25 protein-coding genes are annotated in these 24,950 nt (G+C 66.9%); 14 read left to right on the top strand and 11 right to left on the bottom strand.

Annotated elements, in window-relative coordinates; all coding sequences use genetic code 11:
- Window position 1 precedes the first annotated feature (1 nt).
- Window positions 2–730: an ABC transporter ATP-binding protein gene (locus PWS46_RS19605; RefSeq protein WP_109153759.1), complete on the top strand. Its 729-nt coding sequence runs from the start codon at window positions 2–4 to the stop codon at window positions 728–730.
- 10 nt (window positions 731–740) lie between these two features.
- On the opposite strand, the gene PWS46_RS19600 is transcribed toward PWS46_RS19605, so the two are convergent.
- The 4 genes from PWS46_RS19600 to PWS46_RS19585 all read right to left on the bottom strand — a co-directional run bounded on the left by PWS46_RS19600 (window position 741) and on the right by PWS46_RS19585 (window position 5,003).
- Complete coding sequence (locus tag PWS46_RS19600) at window positions 741–1,502, bottom strand: family 16 glycosylhydrolase (RefSeq protein ID WP_434622195.1); 762 nt, start codon at window positions 1,500–1,502, stop codon at window positions 741–743.
- Window positions 1,503–1,676: 174 nt separating this feature from the next.
- Window positions 1,677–2,843 carry a rod shape-determining protein RodA gene (rodA, locus tag PWS46_RS19595; protein WP_434622194.1) on the bottom strand — a complete coding sequence of 389 codons (1,167 nt, stop codon included), beginning with the start codon at window positions 2,841–2,843 and terminating at the stop codon, window positions 1,677–1,679.
- Window positions 2,844–3,021: 178 nt separating this feature from the next.
- Entirely contained in the window at window positions 3,022–4,215 is a 1,194-nt protein-coding gene (locus PWS46_RS19590) for a GGDEF domain-containing protein (protein WP_434622193.1), read from the bottom strand.
- A 158-nt stretch (window positions 4,216–4,373) separates the two neighbouring features.
- Complete coding sequence (locus PWS46_RS19585; RefSeq protein WP_434622192.1) at window positions 4,374–5,003, bottom strand: TetR/AcrR family transcriptional regulator; 630 nt, start codon at window positions 5,001–5,003, stop codon at window positions 4,374–4,376.
- Between the two features lie 268 nt (window positions 5,004–5,271).
- On the opposite strand from PWS46_RS19585, the gene PWS46_RS19580 reads away from it, so the two are divergent.
- From PWS46_RS19580 to PWS46_RS19570, 3 genes are all read left to right on the top strand, one after another.
- Window positions 5,272–6,381 (top strand): HlyD family secretion protein, encoded by a 1,110-nt coding sequence (locus PWS46_RS19580; RefSeq protein ID WP_434622190.1) that lies wholly within the window; start codon window positions 5,272–5,274, stop codon window positions 6,379–6,381.
- A gap of 147 nt (window positions 6,382–6,528) precedes the next feature.
- Window positions 6,529–8,082: a DHA2 family efflux MFS transporter permease subunit gene (locus tag PWS46_RS19575; RefSeq protein ID WP_434622188.1), complete on the top strand. Its 1,554-nt coding sequence runs from the start codon at window positions 6,529–6,531 to the stop codon at window positions 8,080–8,082.
- Between the two features lie 81 nt (window positions 8,083–8,163).
- Complete coding sequence (locus PWS46_RS19570; protein WP_434622186.1) at window positions 8,164–8,688, top strand: hypothetical protein; 525 nt, start codon at window positions 8,164–8,166, stop codon at window positions 8,686–8,688.
- Window positions 8,689–8,910: 222 nt separating this feature from the next.
- On the opposite strand, the gene PWS46_RS19565 is transcribed toward PWS46_RS19570, so the two are convergent.
- Together PWS46_RS19565 and PWS46_RS19560 are read right to left on the bottom strand one after the other, a co-directional pair.
- Entirely contained in the window at window positions 8,911–10,125 is a 1,215-nt protein-coding gene (locus PWS46_RS19565) for an E22 family MetX-like putative esterase (protein WP_434622184.1), read from the bottom strand.
- 98 nt (window positions 10,126–10,223) lie between these two features.
- Window positions 10,224–10,544 (bottom strand): heavy metal-binding domain-containing protein, encoded by a 321-nt coding sequence (locus PWS46_RS19560; protein WP_434622182.1) that lies wholly within the window; start codon window positions 10,542–10,544, stop codon window positions 10,224–10,226.
- 160 nt (window positions 10,545–10,704) lie between these two features.
- On the opposite strand from PWS46_RS19560, the gene PWS46_RS19555 reads away from it, so the two are divergent.
- From PWS46_RS19555 to PWS46_RS19535, 5 genes are all read left to right on the top strand, one after another.
- Window positions 10,705–11,340 carry an XRE family transcriptional regulator gene (locus PWS46_RS19555; RefSeq protein ID WP_434622180.1) on the top strand — a complete coding sequence of 212 codons (636 nt, stop codon included), beginning with the start codon at window positions 10,705–10,707 and terminating at the stop codon, window positions 11,338–11,340.
- A 289-nt stretch (window positions 11,341–11,629) separates the two neighbouring features.
- Window positions 11,630–12,604 (top strand): YqaJ viral recombinase family protein, encoded by a 975-nt coding sequence (locus PWS46_RS19550; RefSeq protein WP_434622178.1) that lies wholly within the window; start codon window positions 11,630–11,632, stop codon window positions 12,602–12,604.
- Window positions 12,601–13,461, top strand: a complete 861-nt coding sequence (locus PWS46_RS19545; RefSeq protein ID WP_434622176.1) for a hypothetical protein — start codon at window positions 12,601–12,603, stop codon at window positions 13,459–13,461. The genes PWS46_RS19550 and PWS46_RS19545 overlap by 4 nt, the downstream gene beginning before the upstream one ends.
- A gap of 10 nt (window positions 13,462–13,471) precedes the next feature.
- On the top strand, window positions 13,472–13,828 hold the full coding sequence (locus PWS46_RS19540) for a hypothetical protein (protein ID WP_434622174.1): 357 nt from the start codon (window positions 13,472–13,474) through the stop codon (window positions 13,826–13,828).
- A 34-nt stretch (window positions 13,829–13,862) separates the two neighbouring features.
- On the top strand, window positions 13,863–14,123 hold the full coding sequence (locus PWS46_RS19535; protein WP_434622172.1) for a hypothetical protein: 261 nt from the start codon (window positions 13,863–13,865) through the stop codon (window positions 14,121–14,123).
- 202 nt (window positions 14,124–14,325) lie between these two features.
- Here PWS46_RS19535 and PWS46_RS19530 read toward each other — a convergent pair whose 3' ends face one another.
- From PWS46_RS19530 to PWS46_RS19515, 4 genes are all read right to left on the bottom strand, one after another.
- A complete protein-coding gene (locus PWS46_RS19530; RefSeq protein ID WP_434622170.1) occupies window positions 14,326–16,677 on the bottom strand; it encodes a Tex family protein in 2,352 nt (783 codons plus the stop codon).
- Window positions 16,678–17,049: 372 nt separating this feature from the next.
- Window positions 17,050–17,496 carry a periplasmic heavy metal sensor gene (locus PWS46_RS19525; RefSeq protein ID WP_434622168.1) on the bottom strand — a complete coding sequence of 149 codons (447 nt, stop codon included), beginning with the start codon at window positions 17,494–17,496 and terminating at the stop codon, window positions 17,050–17,052.
- The gene (locus tag PWS46_RS19520) at window positions 17,493–17,921 is read right to left on the bottom strand and encodes a hypothetical protein (protein ID WP_434622166.1); all 429 of its coding nucleotides are present in this window, start codon (window positions 17,919–17,921) and stop codon (window positions 17,493–17,495) included. The genes PWS46_RS19525 and PWS46_RS19520 overlap by 4 nt, the downstream gene beginning before the upstream one ends.
- On the bottom strand, window positions 17,918–18,472 hold the full coding sequence (locus tag PWS46_RS19515; RefSeq protein ID WP_434622164.1) for a sigma-70 family RNA polymerase sigma factor: 555 nt from the start codon (window positions 18,470–18,472) through the stop codon (window positions 17,918–17,920). Before PWS46_RS19515 ends, PWS46_RS19520 begins: the two co-directional genes overlap by 4 nt.
- A 274-nt stretch (window positions 18,473–18,746) precedes the next feature.
- On the opposite strand from PWS46_RS19515, the gene PWS46_RS19510 reads away from it, so the two are divergent.
- On the top strand, window positions 18,747–18,896 hold the full coding sequence (locus PWS46_RS19510; RefSeq protein WP_434622162.1) for a hypothetical protein: 150 nt from the start codon (window positions 18,747–18,749) through the stop codon (window positions 18,894–18,896).
- 35 nt (window positions 18,897–18,931) lie between these two features.
- On the opposite strand, the gene PWS46_RS19505 is transcribed toward PWS46_RS19510, so the two are convergent.
- On the bottom strand, window positions 18,932–19,906 hold the full coding sequence (locus PWS46_RS19505) for an NAD(P)H-dependent flavin oxidoreductase (RefSeq protein WP_434622160.1): 975 nt from the start codon (window positions 19,904–19,906) through the stop codon (window positions 18,932–18,934).
- Window positions 19,907–20,318: 412 nt separating this feature from the next.
- Between PWS46_RS19505 and PWS46_RS19500 the strand changes: the two genes are divergently transcribed.
- Genes PWS46_RS19500 through PWS46_RS19485 form a run of 4 tightly spaced genes read left to right on the top strand, consistent with a single transcriptional unit; the run spans window position 20,319 to window position 24,922 of the window.
- Window positions 20,319–22,538 (top strand): ATP-binding protein, encoded by a 2,220-nt coding sequence (locus tag PWS46_RS19500; protein ID WP_434622158.1) that lies wholly within the window; start codon window positions 20,319–20,321, stop codon window positions 22,536–22,538.
- Window positions 22,539–22,542: 4 nt separating this feature from the next.
- The gene (locus tag PWS46_RS19495; RefSeq protein WP_434622156.1) at window positions 22,543–23,016 is read left to right on the top strand and encodes a response regulator; all 474 of its coding nucleotides are present in this window, start codon (window positions 22,543–22,545) and stop codon (window positions 23,014–23,016) included.
- An 11-nt stretch (window positions 23,017–23,027) separates the two neighbouring features.
- Window positions 23,028–24,557, top strand: coding sequence for a sensor histidine kinase (locus PWS46_RS19490; RefSeq protein WP_434622151.1), 1,530 nt, complete (start codon window positions 23,028–23,030; stop codon window positions 24,555–24,557).
- Window positions 24,554–24,922, top strand: coding sequence for a response regulator (locus tag PWS46_RS19485; RefSeq protein WP_434622149.1), 369 nt, complete (start codon window positions 24,554–24,556; stop codon window positions 24,920–24,922). The genes PWS46_RS19490 and PWS46_RS19485 overlap by 4 nt, the downstream gene beginning before the upstream one ends.
- Window positions 24,923–24,950 lie beyond the last annotated feature (28 nt).

The following is a 24,950-nucleotide window of genomic DNA, read 5'->3' as shown; positions in this document are numbered from 1 at the left end:
GATGACCGCATTGCTTGAGGTCGAGGGCCTGTCGAAGCGCTTCCGCGGGCTGAAGGCGGTGTCGGAGGTCAGCTTCACCGTGCCGGAGGAGCGCATCCTCGCGCTGATCGGCCCGAACGGCGCCGGCAAGACCACCACCTTCAACCTGATCGCCGGTGTCTTTCCGCCCGACGAGGGGCGGGTGACGCTGAAGGGCCGCAACCTGACGGGGCTGAAGCCCAATCAGGTCTGCGCCGCCGGGATCGGCCGCACCTTCCAGATCGTCAAGCCGTTCGGCCAGCTGACGGTGGAGGAGAATGTCGTGGTCGGCGCGCTGGCCCGCGAGCGGTCGGTGGAGACGGCACGCATCCAGGCCCGCGCGGTGCTGGAGCGGCTGGAACTGGCCGATCAGGCCAACCGCCCGGCCCGAAGCCTGACATTGCCCGACCGCAAGCGGCTGGAGGTCGCCCGTGCGCTGGCCACCCGTCCGACCCTGCTTCTGCTGGACGAGGTGCTGGCGGGTCTGCGTCCGACCGAGGTCGACCGGATGGTCGAGGTCCTGCGCGACCTGAACCGGCGCGAGGGGCTGACCATCCTGATGATCGAGCATGTCATGCGCGCGGTGATGGCGCTGTCCGACCGCGTGGTGGTGCTGGACCATGGCGAGAAGATCGCCGACGGCGTCCCGGCGGAGGTCGTCGCCGACCCCCGCGTCGTTGAATCCTACCTGGGCGCCGAAGCGCTGGACTGAGCCCGGCCCCTCAGTTGCTGAGGTTCGCCGGGTCCTCGCGGAAGGTGACGGAGGCGACCTCGGCCGTCAGGGGATGGCCGGGATAGGTGAAGCGGTGCAGCCACTGGGTGTCGCCGGACGCGCTCCAGAAACGCAGCATCAGCCGGCCCGGCATGCGCGGCAACTGCTCCGGCCGGCCGGAGACCTCGTGGACCGGCTTGCCGTCGACGGTCCAGACGATGCCGTTGGGCTTCCAGTCGAAGCCGTAGCTGTGAAAGCCCTTGGCGGCGTCGAAGCCCAGATCGATCACCGCATTGCGATGCCCGACGCCGTTGACGACGTAGCTGATCTCCAGCTTGGTGGTGTCCTTGCCGGCGATGCCCAGCGTGATCTCGTCCCACGGATCGCCGAAGGGCGGGCCGGTGTAGTGGGAGACGGAGGTCATCACCCCGTCGGCCTTCACCGCCTTCAGGTTCACCGTGTAGGCGCCGTAGCCGTAGAAGCGGTGCGTCGAGTATTCGCCGCAGGAATAGCGGTCGTAGCCGGTGAGGCGGTCGTCCACCGTCAGGGCGAGGTGGCCCTTGCGGGAGGTGACGTTGGCGCGGCTCCAGGTGCAGTTCATGTGCCCGCCGGCCTTCCAGCCGTCCGACCGCTGCCAGCGCGAGGGATCGAAGGAGCCCGACGTCTCGCTGAAGCTGCCGCCGATGTGGCTGAACAGCGAGTCCGCCAGCGCGGGGCCGGCGGTGGCCAACAGAGCCGCGAGGCCCGCGCCGATCAGGGTGGTCCTCCGCACGCCGCGTCCCGCTGCAATTCTCCGCATGGCCGTTTCCTCCCGCTGCTGCCGGGCCGACCCGAAATATCGGTCGGCCTCCTCCCCGATATCGCGAGAGCAGGGCGGAGAGGCAACCGCGCGGGCGGGGTGCACCTGTGGGCTGGCGGCGTACCTCAGCAGATAAGGATCGGCCCGTCAGACGTCGGTGACGCCGCTTTTGGGGATGCGCACGTCGCGATGGACCGACATGCTCAGCAGCAGGCCGACGCCGATCATCAGCGTCATCATCGCCGAGCCGCCATAGGACACCAGCGGCAGCGGGATGCCGACGACCGGGATCAGCCCCATCACCATCGCCACGTTGACGAAGACGTACAGGAAGAACTGCGCCGTCATGCCGACGGCGACCAGCCGGCCGAACTGGCTTCGGCTGTTCAGCGCGATGACCCAGCCATAGATGAACAGCAGCACATAGAGCGCCAGCAGCGTGGCGGCCCCGACCATGCCGAACTCTTCCGCCAGGACGACGAAGATGAAGTCGGTGTGCTTTTCCGGCAGGAACATCAGCTGGCTTTGCGAGCCTGACATGAAGCCCTTGCCGAACAGCCCGCCGGAGCCGAGCGCGATCTTCGACTGCAGGATGTTGTAGCCGGCGCCGAGCGGATCGGTCTCCGGATCGAGGAAGGTGTAGACGCGCTGCTTCTGGTAGTCGTGCAGGAACTCCCAGGCGACGGGAATGGCGCCGAGGCCGCCGCCGATCACCAGCAGGAACTTCCACACCCGGACGCCGGCGGCGAAGAAGATGGCGCCGCTGCCCATGATGAGCAGAAGCGAGGTGCCGAGGTTCGGCTGCATCAGCACGAAGGCCACCGGTGTGAAGACCAGCAGCAGGGGCGGGATCAGCAGCAGCGGCCGGCCAATCTGGTCCAGCGTCACCCCGTGGAAATAGCGGGCGAGCGCCAGCGTCAGCGCCGGCTTCATCAGCTCCGACGGCTGCAGCTGGAAGAAGCCGAGGTCGATCCAGCGCTGCGCGCCCATGCCGATGCGGCCCATCAGCTCCACCGCGATCAGCAGGCAGAGCACGACGAAGAAGATGACATAGGCCGATTTCATCAGGTGGCGGATATCCACCAACGCGATGCCCAGCATCAGGATCAGGCCGGGAATGGCGCGGACCAGCTGCGGCTGGGCCCAGGGCTTCCAATGGCCGCCGGCGGCGGAATAGAGCAGCCCGACGCCGACCCCGGTGATCGTGCAGATCAGCAGGACCAGCCCCCAGTTGATGAGCCTGATTTTCGTGCCGAGCGTCAGCTGCGACCGCTGCGGCTCCAGGCCGCCGGAGCCGAGATTGGAAAGAACCACGACCTTACGCCGATGTTGCCGGAAGGGAAGGAGCCGGATCGGACCCCGAAGGATCGGGCGGGGCAAACCGTCCGGGGGGACCGGCGCGGATAATGCGGCAAGCGGTCGCGCGGGTAAAGGCGGCCGTGCGCCGGCCGTTTTTTCTAACCGGCCCCGCTTGCCGGACCACAGGCGGGGATCAGGCGGGCATGGGCACCGGATGCGCCGCTTCGGGGAAGAAGCGCACCTGATTGCGCCCGGCATGCTTGGCGTCGTAAAGCGCGCTGTCCGACTGGGCCATCAGGTCGGAAAACTCGCTGTGTGCCCGGGTCAGGCTGACGCCGCCGATGCTGCAGGTGACCGTCACGCCGGCCTCGGCGCCGAGCTGGGCCAGTTGGCGTTCGATAGCGCCGCGCAGACGCTCGGCCAGCATCCGGCCGGCTTCCACTCCGGTTTCGGGCAACAGGATGGCGAACTCCTCCCCGCCGATCCTGCCCAACGCGTCCTCGCGCCGGATCTGGCCGATGCAGCAGTCGACCACCGCCTGGATCACCCGGTCGCCGAAGGGGTGGCCGGCGCGGTCGTTGATCGATTTGAAGCGGTCGATGTCGAGGACCAGCACGGTCAGGTCCCGGCCATAGCGACGGGCCCGGCGGAATTCGACCTCGCCCATTTCGAACAGGCGGCGGCGGTTCAGGGCACCGGTCAGCCCGTCGGTGTGGGCGAGCTTGGACAGCTCGCGGTTGAACTCGTCGCTGGCCATCAGGACATAATTGATTGCCCCGATCACGGTCCCCAACAGCGACAGCAGGAAGGTAATCCGTTCGACCCGGTCATCCAGCATGTGGGCGACCGGCGCCTCCTCCTGCGTCAGGCCGGCGGTCATACGGACCAGATAGACCGTAGCGAGCGCGGCGCACAGCACTCCGGTGACGTAATGGGGGATTCCGCGTCCCTCGTAGCGGACAAGCACCTCGAACGCGATGCCCAACAACACCGCGCAGGTTGCCGCGCTTGTCAGGATGCGGACCGACGCGATGCCGCCGCCGGCAAGCAGAAGCAGCAGACAGAGAGATGCCACCACCAGCCCGACGACCGCCGGCAGATAGGGCTTGGCCGGCCGGCTCTGCAGATGGCGGACACTGGTGTAGTTCATCGTCAGTCCCGCCAGCCCCATGCCGTTGGCGAGTGGAATCAGCAGTTCCGGCGCCTGACCGGTGCGCAGCCCGGCGATGAGGAAAGCGGACCCCAGCAGAAATTTTCCATAAGAATAGGCGCGCAGGGATTCGCGGATATGCCGGGGATAACGGCCGGAGGCTACGACGATCGACAGTCCGACTGCAAAGCCAATGACGGTAATGACCTGCGCGATGAAGGTGGTCTCATAATCCATCGGCCAATCCGTCACGCACCGTTACGCGGGTATGCCTTCGGCACGCTATAGGAAGCCTTTGCCGGTGACAAGCCGAAGGGGCGAATTCTGCGCGCGGATTCCGGGTTAGTGTCTCTCGATTGCCGCTGGCGCCAACCGTGTGTTTTGAACGCTTGCCGTCAACTCCTGTCCGGGGCGTAGCCCTTGGCGAACAGGTCGACGGCGGCGTCGACGTAGCGTTCCAGTTCCTCGTCGCCCGGCCGTTCGCTCAGACACAGCAGCAGCTTCATGTGCATGTTGGCCTTCAGCAGCCCGAAGAACTGGTGGGTGGCGAGATCGCAGTCGGTGATCGCCAGTTCGCCCTTGTCCGCCATATGGGCCATGAACTGGCGGGCACGCTGGAAGGTCTCGGCCGGACCGCTTTCATAGAAGGCCTGGGCGAGCTGGGGCTGGCGCAGCACCTCGCCCAGCACCATCCGGTAGACCCCCAGCGCCTTGGGCGAGGCGATGAAGCGGACGAAGGTGCGGCCGATCAGGCGCAGGCCGTCCGCCGCCGGCAGGTCCATCGCCTCGTCCCAGACGCTGCTCATCACGGAGTTCGCGCATTCGCAGGCGACCATCGCCCGGAACAGCTCCTCCTTGCTGCCGAAATGCGCGTACAGGGTGGCCTTGGACACGTTCGCCTTCTTGGCGACGGCATCCATGCTGACGGCGCTGTAGCCATGTTCCAGGAACAGGGTGCCTGCGGCCTCCATGATCTGGGCCTGCTTCGATCCTGCTTCGGGGGTGGGGGCAACCAAGGTGGTCATGCGTGCCTCGCCAGAGTCCATGTTGCCAGAGTCCATGCTGCCTCGGTCCATGTTCCTGGCCCCTACCGCGTTCCGCATCGCCCGACAAGCCCCCTGACATCAATTGCCAAAAACTAAACCGTTCAGTTCGGTCTTGACAAGAGATAGGCCGTCCGCCATCTTCCGGCAAGACTAAACTGAACGGTTCAGTTTCTTTTCCGTGACGGCGCCGGCAAGAGCGCATCGGCGGGACTGCGAATCGGACCGCGGTGGATTGGGGATAGAGACAATGGCGAATGGCGTACGGAAGATCGTGCTGTCGGGCGTTGCGCTGGCTGTGCTGGCAGGTGGCGCCGTCGCCGGCGAACATTGGTGGACCACGGGGCGGTTCCTCGAGTCGACCGACAATGCCTATGTGCAGAGCGACATCACCGTCGTCAGCCCGAAGATTTCCGCCTATGTCCGCGATGTGAAGGTGGCGGAAAACCAGCTGGTGCGGACGGGCGACGTGCTGGCGGTGCTGGACGACCAGGACTTCCGCGCCAAGGTGGCGGAGGCCGAAGCCGCCGTCACCGCGCAGAAGGCGGCGCTCGGCACGCTGGACAGCAAGCTGGAGCTTCAGCGCACGGTGATCGACCAGGCCGCCGCCACGCTGGCGAGTGCCGAGGCCGAACAGCGCCGCGCCCAGCAGGAGTTCGAGCGCAGCCGGTCGCTGGCCAGCGACAGCTGGACCAGCCGGCAGAAGCTGGAGACCGCCGACGCCGACCTGCGCAAGGCGGTGGCCCAGGTCGCGAAGGCGCGGGCGGCGCTGGCGTCGGAGAACGAGCAGGTCAACGTCCTGCACGCGACCCGGACCGAGACGGAGGCCCATCTGGCCCAGGCCCAGGCAACGCTGCAGACCGCGCGCAACGATCTGGACAACACCGTGATCCGCGCGCCGGTCGATGGCGTGATCGGCAACCGCGGCGTCCAGGTCGGCCAATATGCCCGGCCCGGCGTGCAGCTGCTGTCGCTGGTGCCGCTGCCCGACGTCTATGTGGTCGCCAACTTCAAGGAAACCCAGCTGGCGCACATGCGCCCCGGTCAGCAGGTCAGCATCTCCGTCGATGCCTTCCCCGACCGCCATCTGACCGGCACGGTGGAGAGCTTCGCCCCGGCGTCGGGGTCCAAGTTCTCGCTGCTGCCGCCGGAGAACGCGACCGGCAACTTCACCAAGATCGTGCAGCGGGTGCCGGTGCGGATCGCGCTGCCGCGCGACAACGCGCTGGCCGGCCTGCTGCGTCCCGGCCTGTCGGTGGTGGCGGAGGTCGACACCCGCGGCGCCGATGCCGCGCCGCATGTGGCGAGTGGCGGCGTGTTCGGCGCGCTGTCCGACAAGCAGGCGGTGGCCGCCAAGTAGGCGGTCACGGCTCCGGCGGGGGCGCCGCCCCTTCTCCCCCTTCGGGGGCGGCGTCCCCGCCATCAAACCGAGTGACATTCAGGCCGGAGCCGCGCCCCCTCGCCTGGGGGCGGCAGCCGTTCGGCCGCGACGGAAGGCAGCGGTTCCATGGCGACACCGGCCCAGGGCATGCGCCCGCTCACACCCCGCGACATCGCCGGCTTCTTCGCGATGGTCGTCGGCATGTTCATGGCGATCCTCGACATTCAGATCGTCTCCAGCTCGCTGTCGGAAATCCAGGCGGGGCTGGCGGCCAGCGCCGACGAGATTTCCTGGGTGCAGACCTCCTACCTGATCGCGGAGGTCGTGATGATCCCGCTGTCGGGCATCCTGTCGCGCATCCTGTCGACCCGCGTGCTGTTCACCATGGCCGCCGCCGGCTTCACCCTGACCAGCGTCGCCTGCGCCTTTGCCGGCGGCATCGAATCGATGATCGTCTGGCGCGCGCTGCAGGGCTTCATCGGCGGCGCCATGATCCCGACGGTGTTCGCCACCAGCTTCATGATCTTTCCGCCGGAAAAGCGGGCGGGCGTTTCGGTGATGATGGGGCTGGTCGCCACCATGGCGCCGACCATCGGCCCGACGCTGGGCGGCTATCTGACCCAGCACATGTCCTGGCACTGGCTGTTCCTGGCCAACGTCATCCCCGGTATCCTGGTGACCTCGCTGGTCTGGTTCCTGGTCGATGTCGACCGGCCCAATCCGGAACTGCGCAAGGGCTTCGATTTCGTCGGGCTGGCGCTGATGGCCGCCTTCCTGGGCAGCCTGGAATATGTGGTGGAGGAGGGGCCGCGGAACGACTGGTTCGACGACGAGGTGATCTTCGGGCTGGCCGTGGTGGCGGCTGTCTCCGCCGTGGGGTTCTTCTGGCGGGTGCTGTCCTACCGCAATCCCATCGTGGAACTGCGCGCATTCGCCGACCGCAACTTCGCCATCGGGTCGCTCTACAGCTTCATCCTCGGCATCGGCCTCTACGGGTCGGTCTATCTGCAGCCGCTGTTCCTGGCCCGCGTGCGTGGCTTCAACAGTCTGCAGATCGGCGAGATCATGTTCGTGACCGGCGCCTTCCAGTTCATGTCGGCCCCGATCGCCGGCGCCCTGTCGAAGCGGATGGACCTGCGCGCCATGCTCGCGCTTGGGCTGATCCTGTTCGGCACCGGTGTCTGGCTGAACAGCCACTTCACCGCCGAGACCGGCTTCTGGGAGCTGTTCCTGCCGCAGGCGGTACGCGGCATGTCGCTGATGCTGTGCTTCATCCCGATCAACAGCGTGGCGCTCGGCACCCTGCCGCCGGACAAGCTGAAGAACGCGTCGGGCCTCTATAACCTGATGCGCAACCTGGGCGGCGCCATCGGCCTTGCCGCGATCAACACGGTGCTGACCGACCGCAACGCGCTGCACCTGAACCGGCTCGGCGACAACATGAACCTCGCCCGGCCGGAGGTGCAGCAGATGGTCGACAACCTCAGCCAGCGCTTCGACGGGCTGGTGGCCGATCCCACCGCCGCCGCGATGGCCCGGCTGGTCGGGCTGGTCCAGCGCGAGGCGCTGATCCTGACCTTCAACGACGCCATGCTGCTGATGTCGGCCGTGTTCTTCGGTGCGCTGCTGTTCATGCCGCTGGTGCGCCGGCCGGGCGGGCCGGTGAAGGCGGACCATTGAGCACGGGATAGGTTGCAGCCCATGGGTTGTGCTATAGCTTGACCGATCGTGCTATCGCACGTCCGAATCCCGCCGAGCACCATGAGCAAGCGCCAATACACCCGAGCCGAGGTCAAGGAACTGCTGGGCGCGCTGGAGCGCCAGTGCCGTGAAGCGTCGAAACTGGCCCAGCTGGCCGAGCATGAGGCGAGCAAGCACAGCTTCGGCGCCTATCGCGACTTCCGCGACAAGGTCGGCGAGTTCCAGGCGCTGGTCATCCTGATCGAGCAGCGCATGCGCAATCTGGTCGATGCCCGCTCCGACGACTTGCGCGACCAGTTCGAGAAGCTGGACATGGTGATGCTGGCGCTTCTGGTGCGCGCCAGCATGCGCTTCTTCTTCGTGCTGTCGGCGAATCCGATCCTGCCGATGGGCGCCCGCGAGATTTTCGTGGCCGAGCTGCGCAGCCTGCACGACGCGGCGGAAAAGCTGAAGCGGCCCAACTATGCCGGCAAGCTGGGGCCGGAGCTGGACCGCGATCTGGAAACGGCGTCGCTGATCCTGGAGGAGATCATCGATAAGGCACCGAGCCTGCTGAATTTCCGCGGGACGCCGATCTCGGAGTAGGGGGAGTGCTGCGGGTGCCCCCTCCCTAACCCTCCCCCGCTCTCAGCGGACCTATGGTCCGCCTGTCGCGTCAGCACAAAGCAAAGCTTTGTGCGAGAGCTTCGCGGGAGAGGGGACTGCCGCCGCTCCTATGCCAGCCGTTCACACTGCCAAGCATCCAACCCCCTCCACCGCCGAAGGCGGGGGAGGGATGGGGAGGGGGCATTCGAAGCCAGCCCGGACTCACTTCGCCAGGAACTGTGCGATCGTGTCGCCGGCCTTGCCGATGTTCACCACGCCGTCGAGATGGCCAAGGGTCGAGGTGATCGACTCGGTGTACTCCACCTTGTTGCCTTGCTTTTCCAATCGGTCCTTCAGCGGGCGCATGTTGCGGTCGGGCGGGAAGACGAGGTCGTCGGCCGACGCGATCAGCAGAACCGGCGCCTTGATCTTCGCCAGACCATCCTCCAGCGATCCGCCGTTGCCGGTGACGAAAGTCTGGTTGGCCTTCACCAGATAGAGGAAATGGTTGGCGTCGCTGACCGCCGCGCGGCCGGCGGCCGCCTTGTCCAGCCACGCTTCGATGGCGTACTGGTTGCCCATCGCCGCCTTCGGGTCCTTGCCGTCCTCCGCCCATTTGCGGCCGAAGGCGGCATCCGCCCATTTCCAGTGCCGCGCCTGCAGGGTGACCAGCTTCAGCGCCTCGGTCAGGCCGGCCTTCGGCTCCGCCTTGCCGTAATAGTCGCCGTTGTTCCAGTTGGGATCGAGCTTGATCGGCGCGGCCCACAGGTTCAGCCAGCCGATCAGGAACGGATCGGCTTCCGGCCCGCCGATGGCGGCGATGACGCGCTTGACCATCTCCGGGTGGTCGGCCCCCCATTCGAAGGCCTGGAGCGACCCCATCGAGCCGCCCATCACCGCCTGCAGCGTCTTGATGCCCAGGCTGTCGATCAGCGCCTTCTGGACATTGACGAAGTCCTGGATGGTAACGACGGGGAAGCTCATGCCATAGGGCTTGCCGGTGTCCGGGTTGATGCTGGCCGGGCCGGTGGTGACGACGTTGGGGTCCTTCGGCGACAGGTTCACCAGCGTGTCGGAACTGATGATGAAGTATTTGTCGGTGTCCAGCGGCTTGCCGGGGCCGATGATGCTGTCCCAATAGCCGGGAGCCGCATCGTCGGCCTTGTATTTCCCGGCGGCGTGGCTGCTGCCGCTGAAGAAATGGGTGATGAGGATGACGTTGTCCTTGGCCTCGTTCAGCTTGCCGTAGCTTTCCCAGCCGATGCGGACGTTCTTGATCGTCCCGCCGCCGGTGGTGGTGTAGGACGGCATCTCGAAGACCTTCTTCTCGACGATGCCGTCCAAGGCCAGCGCCGGCAGGGCGCCGAAAAGGCAAGCCGCCATGGCGAGGCCGCCGAGGCAGCCGGACCAGATGGAACCGCGGACAACCCCACGCATGAGCATCCCCCTCCCGATTGTTTGCTGGAGCGGCAGTCTACCCATACGGTTGTGTCTGTCCAGACGCCTTCGGTGACGCTTACGGTTAGGGGATGTCTTTACCGCAGCCGGACGGCGGTCCCGTTCACCGACACCATCAGCATGCCGTTCTCCTTGCCCAGCACTTCGTAATCGACATCCACGCCGACCACGGCATCGGCACCCAGCGCGCGGGCCGACTCCTCCAGATCGGCGAAGGCCGCCTCGCGGGCGTCGCGCAGGGCCGCCTGATAGCCGCCGGCTCGGCCGCCGACGATGTCCCGCACCGACGAGAACAGGTCGCGGAACACGTTGACGCCCATGATCGCCTCGCCTGCGACGATGCCGAGATAGTGGGTGATCTGGCGGCCTTCGATGGAGTCGGTGCTGGTGACGATCATGGTCGCATCTCCCAAGGTGGTTTCGCTGCCGCACAGATGGGGCCGCCAAGGCAGAGTCCAAGGCGGCACTGCGAAATCGCAGGGCGTTCTAGTCCATCGCGCCTTCCCCCACCCCGTCGGTACCGTGTAGGACAAGGTGGGGCAGGCGAGGGGGAAAGCGATGGACGACACGCGGCGAGCCATCCTGCGCTGGATGACCGGCGTCATGGAGGCGAAGGGCTGGAGCGCCGGCGGCTGGGCGCGGCTGGCCGGCGTCACCGCCACCAACCTGACCCGCTTCCTGCGCGATCCGGTGATGGGCAGCGTTCCCAGCGCCGACACGCTGGCCCGGCTGGCCCGCGTCGCCGGGTCGGAGCCGCGATTCCTCGACGATCACGCCTATGCGCCGGTCTCCCGTGTGCCGGTGCTGACGCTGGAACAGGCGCACATCTTCCTCGATCTCGGCCGCCGGGCGGGGGAGGCGTTCCTGGCCGGGGCGCTGAAGGACGGTGCCGCGTCGGTGGCGATGGACGGCCGCACCTCCCGCCGAGCCTTCGCGCTTCGCATTCTGTCCAAGAGCCTGGATGCCGCCGGCGTGCTGCCGCGCGACTGCGTGGTGCTGGAGCCGCTGGACGTGCTGACGCCGCAGGCTGGCGACGTGGTGGTGACTGTGGGCGAGGGCACGATCTGCGGCTATCGCTTTTTTCCGCCCCATCTGATGCCGGTTTCGACCGATCCCGACTGCCGTCCCACCGCCTATGACAGCGCCCAGGTGGCCGGAGTCGCCGTCCATGTGGTGCGAGCGCTTCGCATGTAAAAGGCTGCTGCGGTGCGAGTCGCGGCGTGCGTTCCGATTTCCCTCGACTCGCAAAAACGGACGTTCCTACTCCATCCGTTTTGACTTGTGACGACTCTCGGCAGAAGACACCAAATATAGCGTGTTTCCAGGACTTTGGGTTGGTCTACGGCCAAGTCATAGGTTCACGTTTTGTTCTTGAAAGCTGCGTGTTCGCATCCCATATTCAGGGTCCGGTGAGGCTGCTCGAAAACATGCTGCGAAGTCGCAGCAGCGGTCTCGCTTCGGGGTTCGGGAAGTCGGGAAAAGCATGGCGATCACTCAGGCACAGCGGGACTTGCGGGCGGGGCGGATCGGGTCGTCGGATGCGACGCGCGTGATGGCCGGCGACTGGCTGTCGCTGTGGCGCGAGAAGACCGGCCGGATCGAGCCCGAAAATCTGGATCTCGTCGCCGCCGTGCAGATCGGCATCGCGACCGAGCATCTGCACCCGCGTTTCGTCGCCCATGCCACCGGCCGCGCTTGCGTGGAGGCGCCCGACACCTATCGCCATGCCGAGCATGACTGGATGGTCGCCCACCCCGACTTCCTGACCAGCAGCGTGGCCGACGGTGCGCTCGACACCATCGTGGAGGCGAAATTCAACAGCGGCTTCCAGACCGATGCCGACCTCGCCCGCCGCTATCACTGGCAGGTCCAGCATCAGCTGGCGGTGGTCGGGCTGGACCGCGCGCTGCTGTCGATCCTGCGCCCGACCGGCCACAGCCTGATGACGGTGGATCGGCGCCCTGATGACGTCGAGCGGCTGGTGGAGACGCTGGAGGCCTTCTGGTGGCACGTCGTCAACGATGTCGAGCCGGCGGACCCGCTGCCGATGGAGGGCCCGTCCTATGAGAACGGCCGGGTCTTCGACATGGGGCGGCACAACCGCTTCCGCGCGCTTGCCGACCGGCTGGTCGCCAACCGTGCGGCGGCGCTGGCGGTGAAGGAGGACGAGGCCGCCCTGAAGGCGCTGATGCCGGATGACGCCCGCATCGCCTTCGTTGCGGTCGATCAGGCTGATGGCCGCTCCGGCGGTCTCTATCTCGCGCGCGACCGCGAGGGCCGGCTCAGCCTGCGCTATGGCGCACCGCCGCGCCGTTCCTTGGCAGAGGCGCAATCCTGGGGACCCTCCGCTGACCCGAACGCGGTGGAACTCAGTCTGGAAACAGTGCTGACCGCCGGCTGGGGTGAGGGGAGAGCCGAAACGTTTGGACAAGAAGGACCCAAAGCATGGGACGCATGAGCAAGACCGACCACGTCGTTGCCGATACTGAAGCTGTGGAATCCAGCGTAGCCGAGTCCAACGTGACGGAGACCACCCCGGCCCAGCCGAAGACCGGCGGCAGCCGCGGCTCCCATGGTTCCAAGGGGTCTACCGGCGGAGCCAAGCCGGCCGAGCCGCAGCGCATCGACACCATGTTCCTGTGGAACCGGCTGAAGCGCACCGATCCGAAGGCGACCAAGCCCTTCACCCGCTCCGGCGGCTTCCGTGGGACGCAGATCGACCCGACCTGGCGCTTCCAGATGATGACGGAGGTGTTCGGGCCGATCGGCAAGGGCTGGGGTTACGAGCAGGTCGATTGGACCATTGCGGAACGGATGATCTTCATCTGCGCCCGCGTCTGGTACATCGACCCGGAAAGCAAGGAGAAGTGCTTCACCGGCCCGCAGTGGGGCGGGACCGAGATGGTCCGCCGCCGCAACGGCATGGAGATGCCGGACGACGAGTGTTTCAAGATGTCGATGACCGACGCGGTCGGCAAATGCCTGCTGCAACTGGGCTTGGCCGCCGATGTCTATATGGGCCAGTTCGACGACAGCAAGTACCGGGAGGAGTCGGAGGCCTTCTATGCCGCCAAGTCCAATCCGGACCTGCAGCCCTCCGCCGTCGAAGCCTTCGAGTCGGAGGTGAAGCGCCGCCTGGGGTCCTGCCTGGACCTGGATGACCTGGAAGAAGTCTGGCGGTCTGGCGTCGGCACCCGGCTGCGCGAGATCGGCGCAGTGGACCGCGCCGCCCAGCACCGCATCACCGGCCTGTTCGCCCAGAAGAAGGCCGAGATTCTGAAGCGCGAGGAAGAGGACGGGCGGGAAGCCGCCTGACGGACGCCCCATGACCCAGACGACCATCCATACGACTCACAGCACCGGCGACCGGTCGCCCAGCGGACTGTTCCGCATGAGCGCCTGGGAAGGCGAATTCGAGCGGGCCAACGCCCATCTGCCGCGCTGGTACTGGAATCGCGACCAGCGCCGCCGCCACTACGCCCGTTGGGTGGAGGCGGAGGCCGAAACGCTGGCGATGCGGCTGTCGGGACTGTTGCGGTCCGACACCCCGGCGGAAACCGCAGGCGCGGCCCGCGTCCTGGTCGATTCGTTGTCGCGTGACATCGACTGGGCTCGACGGTTGGAAGACTCGGAATCGGAAGACGGGCAATCGAAAGACAGGACATTCGCCCACGCTGCCTGACCGCAGGCGGACATCAAGGGAAGGATATCATCCCATGACGATAGAAGAGGTCCAGGCGCGTCTGCGCGCCGCTCAAGCCCGCATCGGGCGTGAGGGCCGCTTCGCCCTCACCCTCAGCCTGGATGGGCGCGAGGAATGCTACATCACCCATTGGTTCCGCCCCGAACCGCACGCCTTCGAGGACTGCCGCGCGGTCGGTTCCGGAACCCTGGCCGAATGCCTGGACGCGCTGGACCGCTATGTCGCGGTGAACCGGCTGCGCGACGAGGCTCCGGTGCTGATGGCGGCCGAATGACATCCCCGTAACGGCCAAGCCATCGGCCTTCGTCCCCTCGTTCCCCCCGCGGACGAGGGGACTTTTTTTGGGAGTGGTTGCGACGGTTGCCCCTTCCCTAACCCTCCCCCACCTTCGGTGGGAGAGGGGACTGCCGCCGTCCTGCGAATCTCCCCTCTCCCGCGAAGCCGTGGGAGGGAAGGGGCATCACCCTACCCAAACCTCACTTCTTCTTGCCCGCCTGCGCCCTGGCGAACGCCTCGGCGAAGGCGTTGTTGACCGGCTCCGGCGCCTTGGCAGGCTTCGGTGCAGCCTTCGGCGCGGGGGCCGCCGGACGGCGATCCTGCTGCTGCGGCTGACGGGACGGTCCCCGGTCCTCGCGGCGCTCTTCCCGGCGGGCCGGACGCGGGGCTTCCTCGCCCATGCGCATGGTCAGGGCGATGCGCTTGCGGGGGATGTCCACCTCCAGCACCTTCACCTTCACCACGTCGCCGGCCTTCACCACTGTGTGAGGATCCTTCACGAAGCTGTTGGCAAGCTGGGAAATATGCACCAGCCCGTCCTGATGGACGCCGATGTCGACGAAGGCGCCGAAGGCGGTGACGTTGGTGACGACTCCCTCCAGCATCATCCCCGGCTGAAGGTGCTTCAGCTCCTCCACACCCTCCTTGAAGGTGGCGGTCTTGAACTCCGGACGCGGGTCGCGGCCGGGCTTCTCCAGCTCCTTGATGATGTCCTCGATGGTGGGCAGGCCGAAGCGCTCGTCGGTGAACTCCTCCGCATTCAGGCCGCGCAGGAAACGGGCGTCGCCGATGACGCTGCCGAGGTCGCGGCCCGTCGTCTTCACGATGCGCTGGACCACCGGATAGGCTTCCGGATGGACGGCCGAGCCGTCGAGCGGATTCTCGCCGTCGCGGATGCGCAGGAAGCCGGCGGCCTGCTCGAACGTCTTCGGACCCAGCCGCGCCACGTCGAGCAACTGCTTGCGCGAGCGGAAGGCGCCGTTGCGGTCGCGATGCTCGACGATGTTGCGGGCGATGGTCTCGTTCAGGCCCGACACGCGGGTCAGCAGCGGGATCGACGCGGTGTTGAGATCGACGCCGACCGCGTTCACGCAATCCTCGACCACGGCGTCCAGCGAACGCGCCAGCTTGCCGCCGGCGACATCGTGCTGGTACTGGCCGACGCCGATCGACTTCGGCTCGATCTTCACCAGCTCGGCCAGCGGGTCCTGCAGGCGGCGGGCGATGGAGACGGCGCCGCGCAGGCTGACGTCCAGGCCGGGGAACTCATGCGCCGCGGTTTCCGACGCCGAATAGACCGAGGCGCCGGCCTCGCTGACCACCAGCTTGGTCAGGGACAGTTCCGGATGGCGCTTCATCAGGTCGGCGGCGAGCTTGTCGGTCTCGCGCGAAGCGGTGCCGTTGCCGATGGAGATCAGCTCCACCTTGTGCCGCGCCGCCAGCACCGCCAGCACGGCGATGGAGCCGTCCCAGTCGTTGCGCGGCGGGTGCGGATAGATGGTCGTCGTCTCCACCAGCTTGCCGGTGGAATCGACGACGGCGACCTTCACGCCGGTGCGGATGCCGGGATCGAGCCCGATGGTGGCGCGCTGGCCGGCCGGGGCGGCCAGCAGCAGGTCGTGCAGGTTGCGGGCGAAGACGCGGATCGCTTCATCCTCCGCCCGTTCGCGCAAGCTCCCCATCAGGTCGGTCTCGATATGCGGGCCGATCTTCAGCTTCCAGGTCCAGCGCACCACGTCCGACAGCCACTTGTCGGCCGGGCGGCCCTGGTCGCGGATGCCGGTGTGGACGGCGATGGTACCCTCCGCCGGGTGGGGCTGGCCTTCTTCGACCGGCAAATCCAGGCGGATGTCGAGCACGCCCTGTGCCCGGCCGCGGAACAGCGCCAAAGCCCGGTGCGACGGCAGTTTCGACCAGTTCTCCGAGAAGTCGAAATAGTCGGAGAATTTGGCGCCCTCCGCCTTCTTCTCCTCGATCACCTTGGAGGTGACGACGCCCTTGTCCGCCATGGCGGTGCGCAGGCGGCCGACCAGTTCGGCATCTTCGCCGAAACGCTCGACAAGGATGTGGCGGGCGCCATCCAGCGCCGCCTTCACGTCGGCGACACCCTTGTCGGCGCTGACGAAGGCGGCGGCCTCGGCATCCGGCTGCTTCTTCGGATCGGCCAGCAGCGCGTCGGCCAACGGCTCCAGCCCGGCCTCGCGGGCGATCTGGGCCTTGGTGCGGCGCTTCTGCTTGTAGGGGAGGTAGAGGTCCTCGAGCCGGGTCTTGGTGTCGGCCTGTTTGATCTGCCGTTCCAGTTCGGGCGTCAGCTTGCCCTGCTCCTGGATGGTCGACAGGATGCTGGCGCGGCGGTCCTCCAACTCCCGCAGGTAGCCCAGCCGTTCCTCCAGGGTGCGGAGCTGGGTGTCGTCCAGGCCGCCGGTCGCCTCCTTGCGGTAGCGGGCGATGAAGGGGACGGTCGACCCCTCGTCGAGCATGGCGATGGCGGAAGCGACCTGGGACTCGCGGACCGACAGTTCGTCGGCGATGCGCTGGCTGATGGACAGCATGAGGCAGGGATCCTGCGGACTTGTGACGAACAAAAGGGTGTCTGTCATAGCGCGTCCAGGCGGGGGGACGCCACCCCGGCCTTTCGGCAGAGGGATGGGCAGCCTAAGCGGAAGCGCAACCATTTGCGGCGGATTTTCGCAAAAAAGTGGTAGGGGCCCTTTTCTTTCCGCCATTCATCGGCCGTTAACCATATCGGCCCTATACCTCTGCGTGCAACTTGGTTGCGTTTCCTCCCGAACCAACTAGAGGGTGGCCCGGCGGTGATACCGTCAGGCCGCCCTTTCTTTTTCCGGCAAAGAAAAAGGGCCGGGACGGACATGCCATCCCGGCCGGACCCCGGAAGTGTCTGCCACCGGTCGAAACCGAAAGGATCAGGGAAGGCGGCTTTCGGCCAGACGCAGGCGGCCTTCGGGGGAAAGGCGGGACAGGGTATCGACGACACGCGCCTCGATCTCGCTGCGCAATGCCGCGTCGTTGGCGTGGACGCTGTCGAACAGGGCTTTGAGCCCTGCCGGATCGAAGGGTCGAGCCATCAGGGCCATGCGCAGGCGCGGCGCGAATTCCTCGCGGCTGACATGCATGCGGACGAACAGAGGGCGGGCATCGTCCATCGCCTTGCGCAGGATCGCGGCATCGGCCGGCGACAGGCGTGGCGACACGTCGTCGACGAAGCGCTCCAGCAGATGCTCGGGGCCACCGGGCGGGGGAGGCGGCGGACGGAAGGCGTGGGCGACGACGAAGCCGCCGGCCAGCATGTTGAGCGCAAGGGACCCGACCAGAAGGAACCAGGGCCAGCGGCGCCGAATGGCCGGCGTCATCTCACGTCTCCCAGATAGCTGACGATCATCACGCCGGACAGGGCGGGCGTGCTCGTCTTTTCGAAGGAAATCAGGCCCTGGCTGTAGATGAGGAAGCCGACCAGCGCCATGCCGGCCAGGAAGCCGGCGAGCGGGGCAGGGCGGAAGGGTGGCCGCGACAGGAACCATGGTACGAATTCCGGCACGATCCGCTGTGCCAGACAGTCGGCGATGCGGTCATAGACCTGCGCCTCGCGCCGGGCGGAGACCTGCGGAGTCGAGGAGGCGTCCAGCAGAGCGTCGGTGATGGCGGCGTCGGCCAGCAGGTCGCGGGCCTCGGCGCTGGCGTCCAGCAGGGCCAGCGCATCCACCCTGGCAGAGCGCGGCCAGCGGTCCAGATCGGCGCCGTAGGCGGCGGCATAGCGTTTGAACTCTTTGAGCGTCATGACCGTACACCGTCCTTCTGACGGATCAGGGGTTGAAGCCGGGCCCGCACGACGCGGCGCGCCCGGACCAGCAGACTTTCCATAGCCGAAACAGACACCTGCAATATTTCCGAAGCCTCAGCGCACGTCATCTCCTCATGGTAGCAGAGACTGAGCGCCGCCCGTTGCCGTTCGGGCAAGGCGGCGATCGCCGCATCCACTGCGGCGCCGATCCGGATGCCGTCGATCACCGTCTCGGCGCTCCAGGCCGGATCGGCGATCTCGCCGGCATCGTCCAGGGGGGCGAAGCTGCGCCGCCGCTTGTAGTCGATGGCGCGGTTCACCACGATCCTGTACAGCCAGGTGGTGAAGCGGGTTCCATCGCCGCGCCAGCGGTCGGCATTGGCCCAGATCTGCAGGAAGGCGTCCTGCGCGACCTCTTCGGCGTCGGCGGCGTTGCCGACAACCCGTTGGGCCAAGGCGATGCTGCGGCGCAGATGCCGGCGCGTGAGTGTTCCAAACGCTTTCCGGTCACCGGCCGCGGCGTCCGCCATCAACGCCTCGTCGGTCACCGTTTCCTCGGTAGGCTCCACGCCGTATTCCGCCCGCTCCCGGTTGCTGTCGAGGATTTATACGCGGATGGAGGTGGAAGTCCTGCGCCGGGAGCGGCGATTTTCAGATCAGGGGTTTCCCCAATGCCCAGCCCTTCCCTCGATATAATTTCCATAAGAATGCTTATGTGTTTTTCGTTTGCTGCCGAGGCAGGCGTTCCATCGGCACGGTACCCGCCGAACATCTTCGCCCGTCCTGCGGGAACCGCTTTGCCGCAGATCGGTTGATCCAAGCATGACCGTGGCGTCACCGGGGGACCGGCAGCGTCATGAACGAAGCGATCGAAGGACCGACATCATGCTCAAGATTCTCGGCTGGGCCATCCTGATCATCTTCATCATCGGCCTGCTGGTCGTCACCGGAATCCTGAAGCTGATCTTCTGACCGATTTCCGCCCCCTGCTGCCCCACCCTGCCCGCTCATTCCTCGGCCATTGCCAGGGCGCTGCGCAGGTGGGCGCGGCAGTCGGCGACCATGCGGCGGATCAGGTCGTCGCAGGTCGGGATGTCGTCGATCAGGCCGATCACCATGCCGGCCGACACCACACCATCCTGGACATTGCCGGACTGGAGAGCGGTTCGGCCGCGCTGGCCGGCGACGAGCGGCCGCACCTCTTCGAACTGAGCGCCGCCGGGCCGCTTTTCCAGCGCGACGACCTCGTCCGACACGGCGTTTTTGAACACGCGGGCGGTGTTGCGCATGCTGCGCAGGATCAGGTTGGTGTCGCGTTCGCCCGCCGCGACCAGCGCCTGCTTGATGCTGTCATGCACCGGCGCCTCGCGGGTGCAGAGAAAGCGCGTGCCCATGTTGACGCCCTGGGCGCCGAGGGCCAGCGCGGCGGCCATGCCACGCCCGTCGGCGATTCCACCCGAGGCGATCACCGGAATGCGAAGAGCCCGCACCGCGGCCGGGATCAGGATCAGGCCGGGAATGTCGTCCTCTCCCGGATGGCCTGCGCATTCGAACCCGTCGATGCTGATGATGTCCACCCCTGCCCGCTCGGCGCTCAGCGCGTGGCGGACGCTGGTGCATTTGTGCAGGACGCGGATGTCGTGCGCCTTCATCCGCTCGACGAAAGCGCGCGGGCTGTTGCCGGCGGTCTCCACGATGGTGATGCCGCTGTCGATGATGACATCGAGATAGCGTTCGTAGGGCGGCGGTGTCACCGCCGGCAGCATGGTCAGGTTGACGCCGAAGGGACGGTCGGTCATCGCGCGGCAGCGCTCGATCTCGCGCGCCAGATCCTCCGGCGTCGGCTGGGTCAGCGCGGTCAGGATGCCCAGCCCTCCCGCATTCGACACGGCAGCAGCCAGTTCGGCCAGTCCGACCCACTGCATTCCGCCCTGCACGATCGGGTAATCGATGCCGAGCAGGCGCGTCACCTCGGTTTTCATGGCGTCCCCTTCCCCACCCTTGTCGTTGGCCGCGGAGGGGCCCGATTCCCCTGCGGCATACGATCTTATAAGCGAATCCAAGCCCGATTGCGGTATATGATCTTCGGCGTATGATAAAAGAGCCGAGCGCTGGAAAAATCCAAGGACGAGCGCAAAACGTATCCTATGATAATGAAAGGATAGGGTCTAAAGGGCCATGCTGTCGCTTCGTTCACCTCAAGGCGGTGCACGCGGCCGACGCGGGGTTTCTATACCGCTGATTATGTTGAATGCCGCTGAAAGCTATCGACATATGTCAGTGGAGCCCGATTGTAGCGGGTCCGCTTCGGGAAGAGCCCGTCGGACGCGTGACCGAGATGAGCAAAGGACGACTGTGACGCCTGCAACCGGACCTGAACCGTGGCCCCCGACCATGGCGGGCACTCTCGACCTCGACGCCTGCGCGCGCGAACCGATTCACATCCCCGGCAGCATCCAGCCGCACGGCCATCTCTTGGGCATGGAGGTGGACAGTCTTCGTCTCGTCTGCGCCAGCGCGGAAGCCGGCGCGGTTCTGAACCGGCCGCCCGGCGAGGCGTTCGGCACCCCGGTCGACCAGCTGATCGCCGCGGCGTCCACGGCCTCGCTGCTGCGCGGGCTGCGTGCCGCGCCGGCCGAACCGGTGCAGCTGGACATCCTGCACCTGCGCGGCGGCGACGAATTCCAGGCGATCGGTCACCGCTCCGGCGATCTGGTGATCCTGGAGCTGGAAGAACTTCCGGCCAATGGCGTCGGCACGCTGGAGGCGCTCTATCCGCAGATGCGCGAAGGCATCCGCCGCATGCAGGCAGCCCATGACTTCGAGGCACTGCTGGCCATCACCGCGCAGGAGGTGCGGGCGCTGACCGGCTTCGACCGCGTGCTGATCTACCGGTTCGACGAGCAATGGAACGGCACCGTCATCGCGGAGGACGGCAACGACCGCCTGCCCTCCTATCGCGGCCTGCGCTTTCCGGCCTCCGACATCCCGCAGCAGGCGCGGCGGCTCTATGCCCTGAACCGGCTGCGGCTGATCGCCGACGCCCGCTACCAGCCGGTTCCGATCCTGTCCGACAGGCGGGATCTGCCGCCGCTCGACCTCAGCTTTTCCGTGCTGCGCAGCGTGTCGCCGGTTCATCTGGAATATATGCGCAACATGGGCACGCCGGCCTCCATGTCGATCTCGGTCATGGACGGCGACCGGCTGTGGGGACTGATCTCCTGCCACCATGCCGAGCCGCGGCAGGTCTCCTTCGCGGTGCGCACCGCCTGCGATCTTCTGGGGCAGATGCTGTCCAGCCAGATGATCGCGCTGGAACGGGCGCTGGACGCCGATCACCGCATCCGTTCGAAGAGCACCCAGGCGCGGCTGCTCGCCCACATGGCGGCGGCGGATCATTTCATCGACGGGCTGGGCGAGGACCGCGAGGACCTGCTGGCCTTGGTCAATGCCGACGGCGCCGCGATCCTGTTCGACGGCGATTGCCGGCTGATCGGGCGCACCCCGCCGCAGGAGGTGGTCGAGGCCATCGGCGCGGACCTGGCCGGACAGGGCATCAAGGACCTGTTCGCCAGCCACCAGCTTCCGGTCGAGAGCCCGGCTGCCGCCGGGATGGAGCGGACCGCCAGCGGGCTGCTGGCAATCTCCATTTCGCAGCTCCATCCCAGCTACCTGCTGTGGTTCCGGCCGGAGATCGTGCAGACCATCGACTGGGCCGGCGATCCCAACAAGCCGCTCGACGCCAGCGGCGGGCTTTCCCCCCGCAACTCCTTCGAAGCCTGGAAGGAGACGGTGCGCGGCCAGTCCCTGCCCTGGAGCCATGGCGAGATCGAGGCGGCCGGCGATTTCCGCAACGCCATCGTCAGCATCGTGCTGCGCAAGGCCGAGGAGATGGCCGCCCTGAACGAGGAGCTTCGCCGCAGCAACAGCGAGCTGGCCGCCTTCTCCTATTCGGTGTCGCACGACCTGCGGGCGCCCTTCCGCCACGTCTCCAGCTATGCCGAGCTTCTGCGTTCCCGCACTGCCGACAAGCTGAACGAGCGGGAACGCCATTACCTGGACAGCATCATCGAGGCGGCGAGTTCGGCCGGCCGGCTGGTCGACGGGCTTCTGCATTTCTCGCAGCTGGGCCGCGCCACGTTGGCACGGGTGGAGGTCGACGTCGGCCGGCTGGTGGAGGAGGTGCGCCATCTGCTGGAGCCGGACCTGCAGGGCCGCGACGTGCGCTGGACCGTGCATCCGCTGCCCAACGTCAACGGCGACCCGACCATGCTGCGGCTGGTGGTGCAGAACCTGCTGTCGAACGCCATCAAATACACGCGCGACCGTGCCGCATCGGAAATCGAGGTCGGCTGCCGCTCCACGGCCGACGCGTACGAGTTCTACGTGCGCGATAATGGCCGTGGATTCGACATGGCCTATGCCGGTAAGCTGTTCGGCGTCTTCCAGCGCCTGCACCGCGAGGAGGAGTTCGAGGGCATCGGCATCGGACTCGCCAATGTCCGCCGCATCGTCGAGCGCCACGGCGGACGGGTCTGGGCGGACGGCAGGCTGGACCACGGTGCGACCTTCCATTTCTCCCTGCCGCGGTCCGTAGCCGCCGAATCGAGGTAGCCCAATGGCCACGCTGAAACCGATCCTGCTGGTCGAGGACAACCCGAAGGACCTGGAGCTGACGCTGGAGGCCTTCGCCGAGGCGCAGCTCGCCAACGACATCGTCGTCGCCCGCGACGGGGCGGAGGCGCTGTCCTATCTGTTCCATGCGGACGGGCAAGCGGTGTCGAAGCCGACCGACCCGAAATACCCGGCCGTCATCATCCTGGACATCAAGTTGCCGAAGGTGGACGGGATCGAGGTGCTGCATCGGATCAAGGCCAACGACAGCACCCGCGCCATTCCCGTCGTCATGCTGACCTCGTCAAAGGAGGAGCAGGATCTCGTCCGCAGCTACCGGCTGGGGGTGAACGCCTTCGTGGTCAAGCCGGTCGGCTTCAAGGAGTTCTTCGACGCGATCCGCGACATCGGCAGTTTCTGGGCGATTTTGAACGAACCGCCGCCCGGCTGTCATCCACGCCGGCCGCGCGGCAGCTGATGGCGCAGGTGATGGAACCTTCCGCCGGCCAGCCCGCCGACTCTCCCTCGGCCGGTTCCCCTATGACGGACGGCGGGCCGGCCGATCCGGGCCGGCCGATTCCGTGCCGCGTCCTGCTGCTGGAGGACAGCGGCATGGACGCCGATCTGGTGCGCGAACATCTGACGATGATCGACGACCACGCGTTCGACATCCACCGGGTGGAGACGCGGCAGGCCTTCATCGATGCCATCGCCGACGGCGGTCCCTACGATCTGATCCTGTCGGACTTCGACCTGCCTGATTTCGACGGCATGTCGGCTCTGGCGATCGCGCGCGACCGGCTGCCCCGCGTCCCCTTCATCTTCGTGTCCGGCATGCTGGGCGAGGAGAACGCCATCGAGGCGCTGAAGAAGGGCGCCACCGACTATGTGGTGAAGCTGCGCATGGAGCGCCTGCAGGTCGTGGTCCGCCGCGCCCTGGTGGAGGCGCGCGACCGCAACGAGCTGGCCGACAAACGGGCCGCCCTGGCCGAGAGCGAGGCGCGCCTGCGCTTCGCGCTGGAGGCCGGGCGGCTGGGGTCGTGGGAGCTGACCCTGGCGACCAACCGGCTGCGCGTCTCGTCGATCTGTGCCGCCAATCTGGGGCTTTCCGATCCGTCGGAGATTTCGACCTATGACCGGCTGCTGGAACGGGTCCATCCCGACGACCGCGCGCATAAGCAGGCGATGGTCCGGCAGGCGGTGAGCAGCGGTTCGCCGCTGGACCTGGAATACCGGACGATATGGCCGGACGGCAGCATCCATTGGGTTCAGGTGCGCGGCCGCGCCGTCTATGACAAGGACGGAACGCCGACCGGTCTGGCCGGCGTCTCGCTCAACATCACCGACCGCAAGAAGGCCGAGGATCGGCAACTCCTGCTGCTGGAAGAATTGAACCACCGGGTCAAGAACACGCTGGCGATGGTTCAGTCGATCGCCAAGCAGACCCTGCGCGCCGCCCCGTCGGTGGAAGCCTTTCCCGATGCCTTCCAGTCGCGGCTGCGCGCGCTCGCCCAGGCCCACGACCTGCTGACCCGCCGTCATTGGCAAGGCGCCTCGCTGAGCGAGATCGCCGCCCTGACGCTGGAGCCCCATGTCGATGCCGGCCGTGTCAGGGTCGGCGGCCCGCCGGTCAACCTGACCACCGGCGTGGCGGTGTCGCTGCATCTCGCCTTCCATGAACTTGCCACCAACGCCGCGAAATACGGCGCCCTGTCGGCGGAGAGCGGCCGCATCGAATTGGATTGGGAGATCATGCCGCCGGCCGGTGCAGCGGCACGGGATGGGGCGGGCCATGCCGGCCCCACGCCTTCCCGCGCCGCCACGGGCGCGCTGGTGCTGCGCTGGCGCGAGAGCGGTGGTCCGCCGGTGGTGCCGCCGACCCGTCGCGGTTTCGGCTCCCGCCTGATCGAGCGCGGCCTTGCGCATGAGTTGGAGGGCGATGTTGCCCTTGCCTTCGACCCCGCCGGCGTGCGATGCCGGCTGGTAATCCCATTGTCGTCGCGAGTGAACCCGCAGTGACTGACGCCAATCTGTCGAACCTGACCGTCCTGATCGTCGAGGACGAACCGCTGATCGCCATGAGCCTGGAGGATGCCCTGCTCGACCAGGGCGTCGCCTGCCTCGGCCCGGCCGGTTCGGTTTCCGCGGCCTTGGAGATGATCGAGGCCGGCGGCTTCGACATCGCGCTGCTGGACGTCAACCTGCGTGGCGAGCGGGTCGATGCGGTGGCCGACCGTCTGGCCTCCGCCGGCATCCCCTTCATTTTCACCACCGGCCATGGGGCAGAGGGGCTGCCCGATGCCCACCGCGCGCGGCCGGTGATCGGAAAGCCGTTCCGCGACCTGGACATCACCGACGCCCTGGCCCGCCACCGCCCGCGCTGACGGGGCTGAGAGTGGCACAGCGCTGACC

The organism is Azospirillum sp. B2RO_4 (assembly GCF_051124815.1).
Lineage (GTDB): Bacteria > Pseudomonadota > Alphaproteobacteria > Azospirillales > Azospirillaceae > Azospirillum.
The sequence above is the reverse complement of the archived record's forward strand: the minus strand, read 5'-3'. Positions and strand labels throughout refer to the sequence as shown.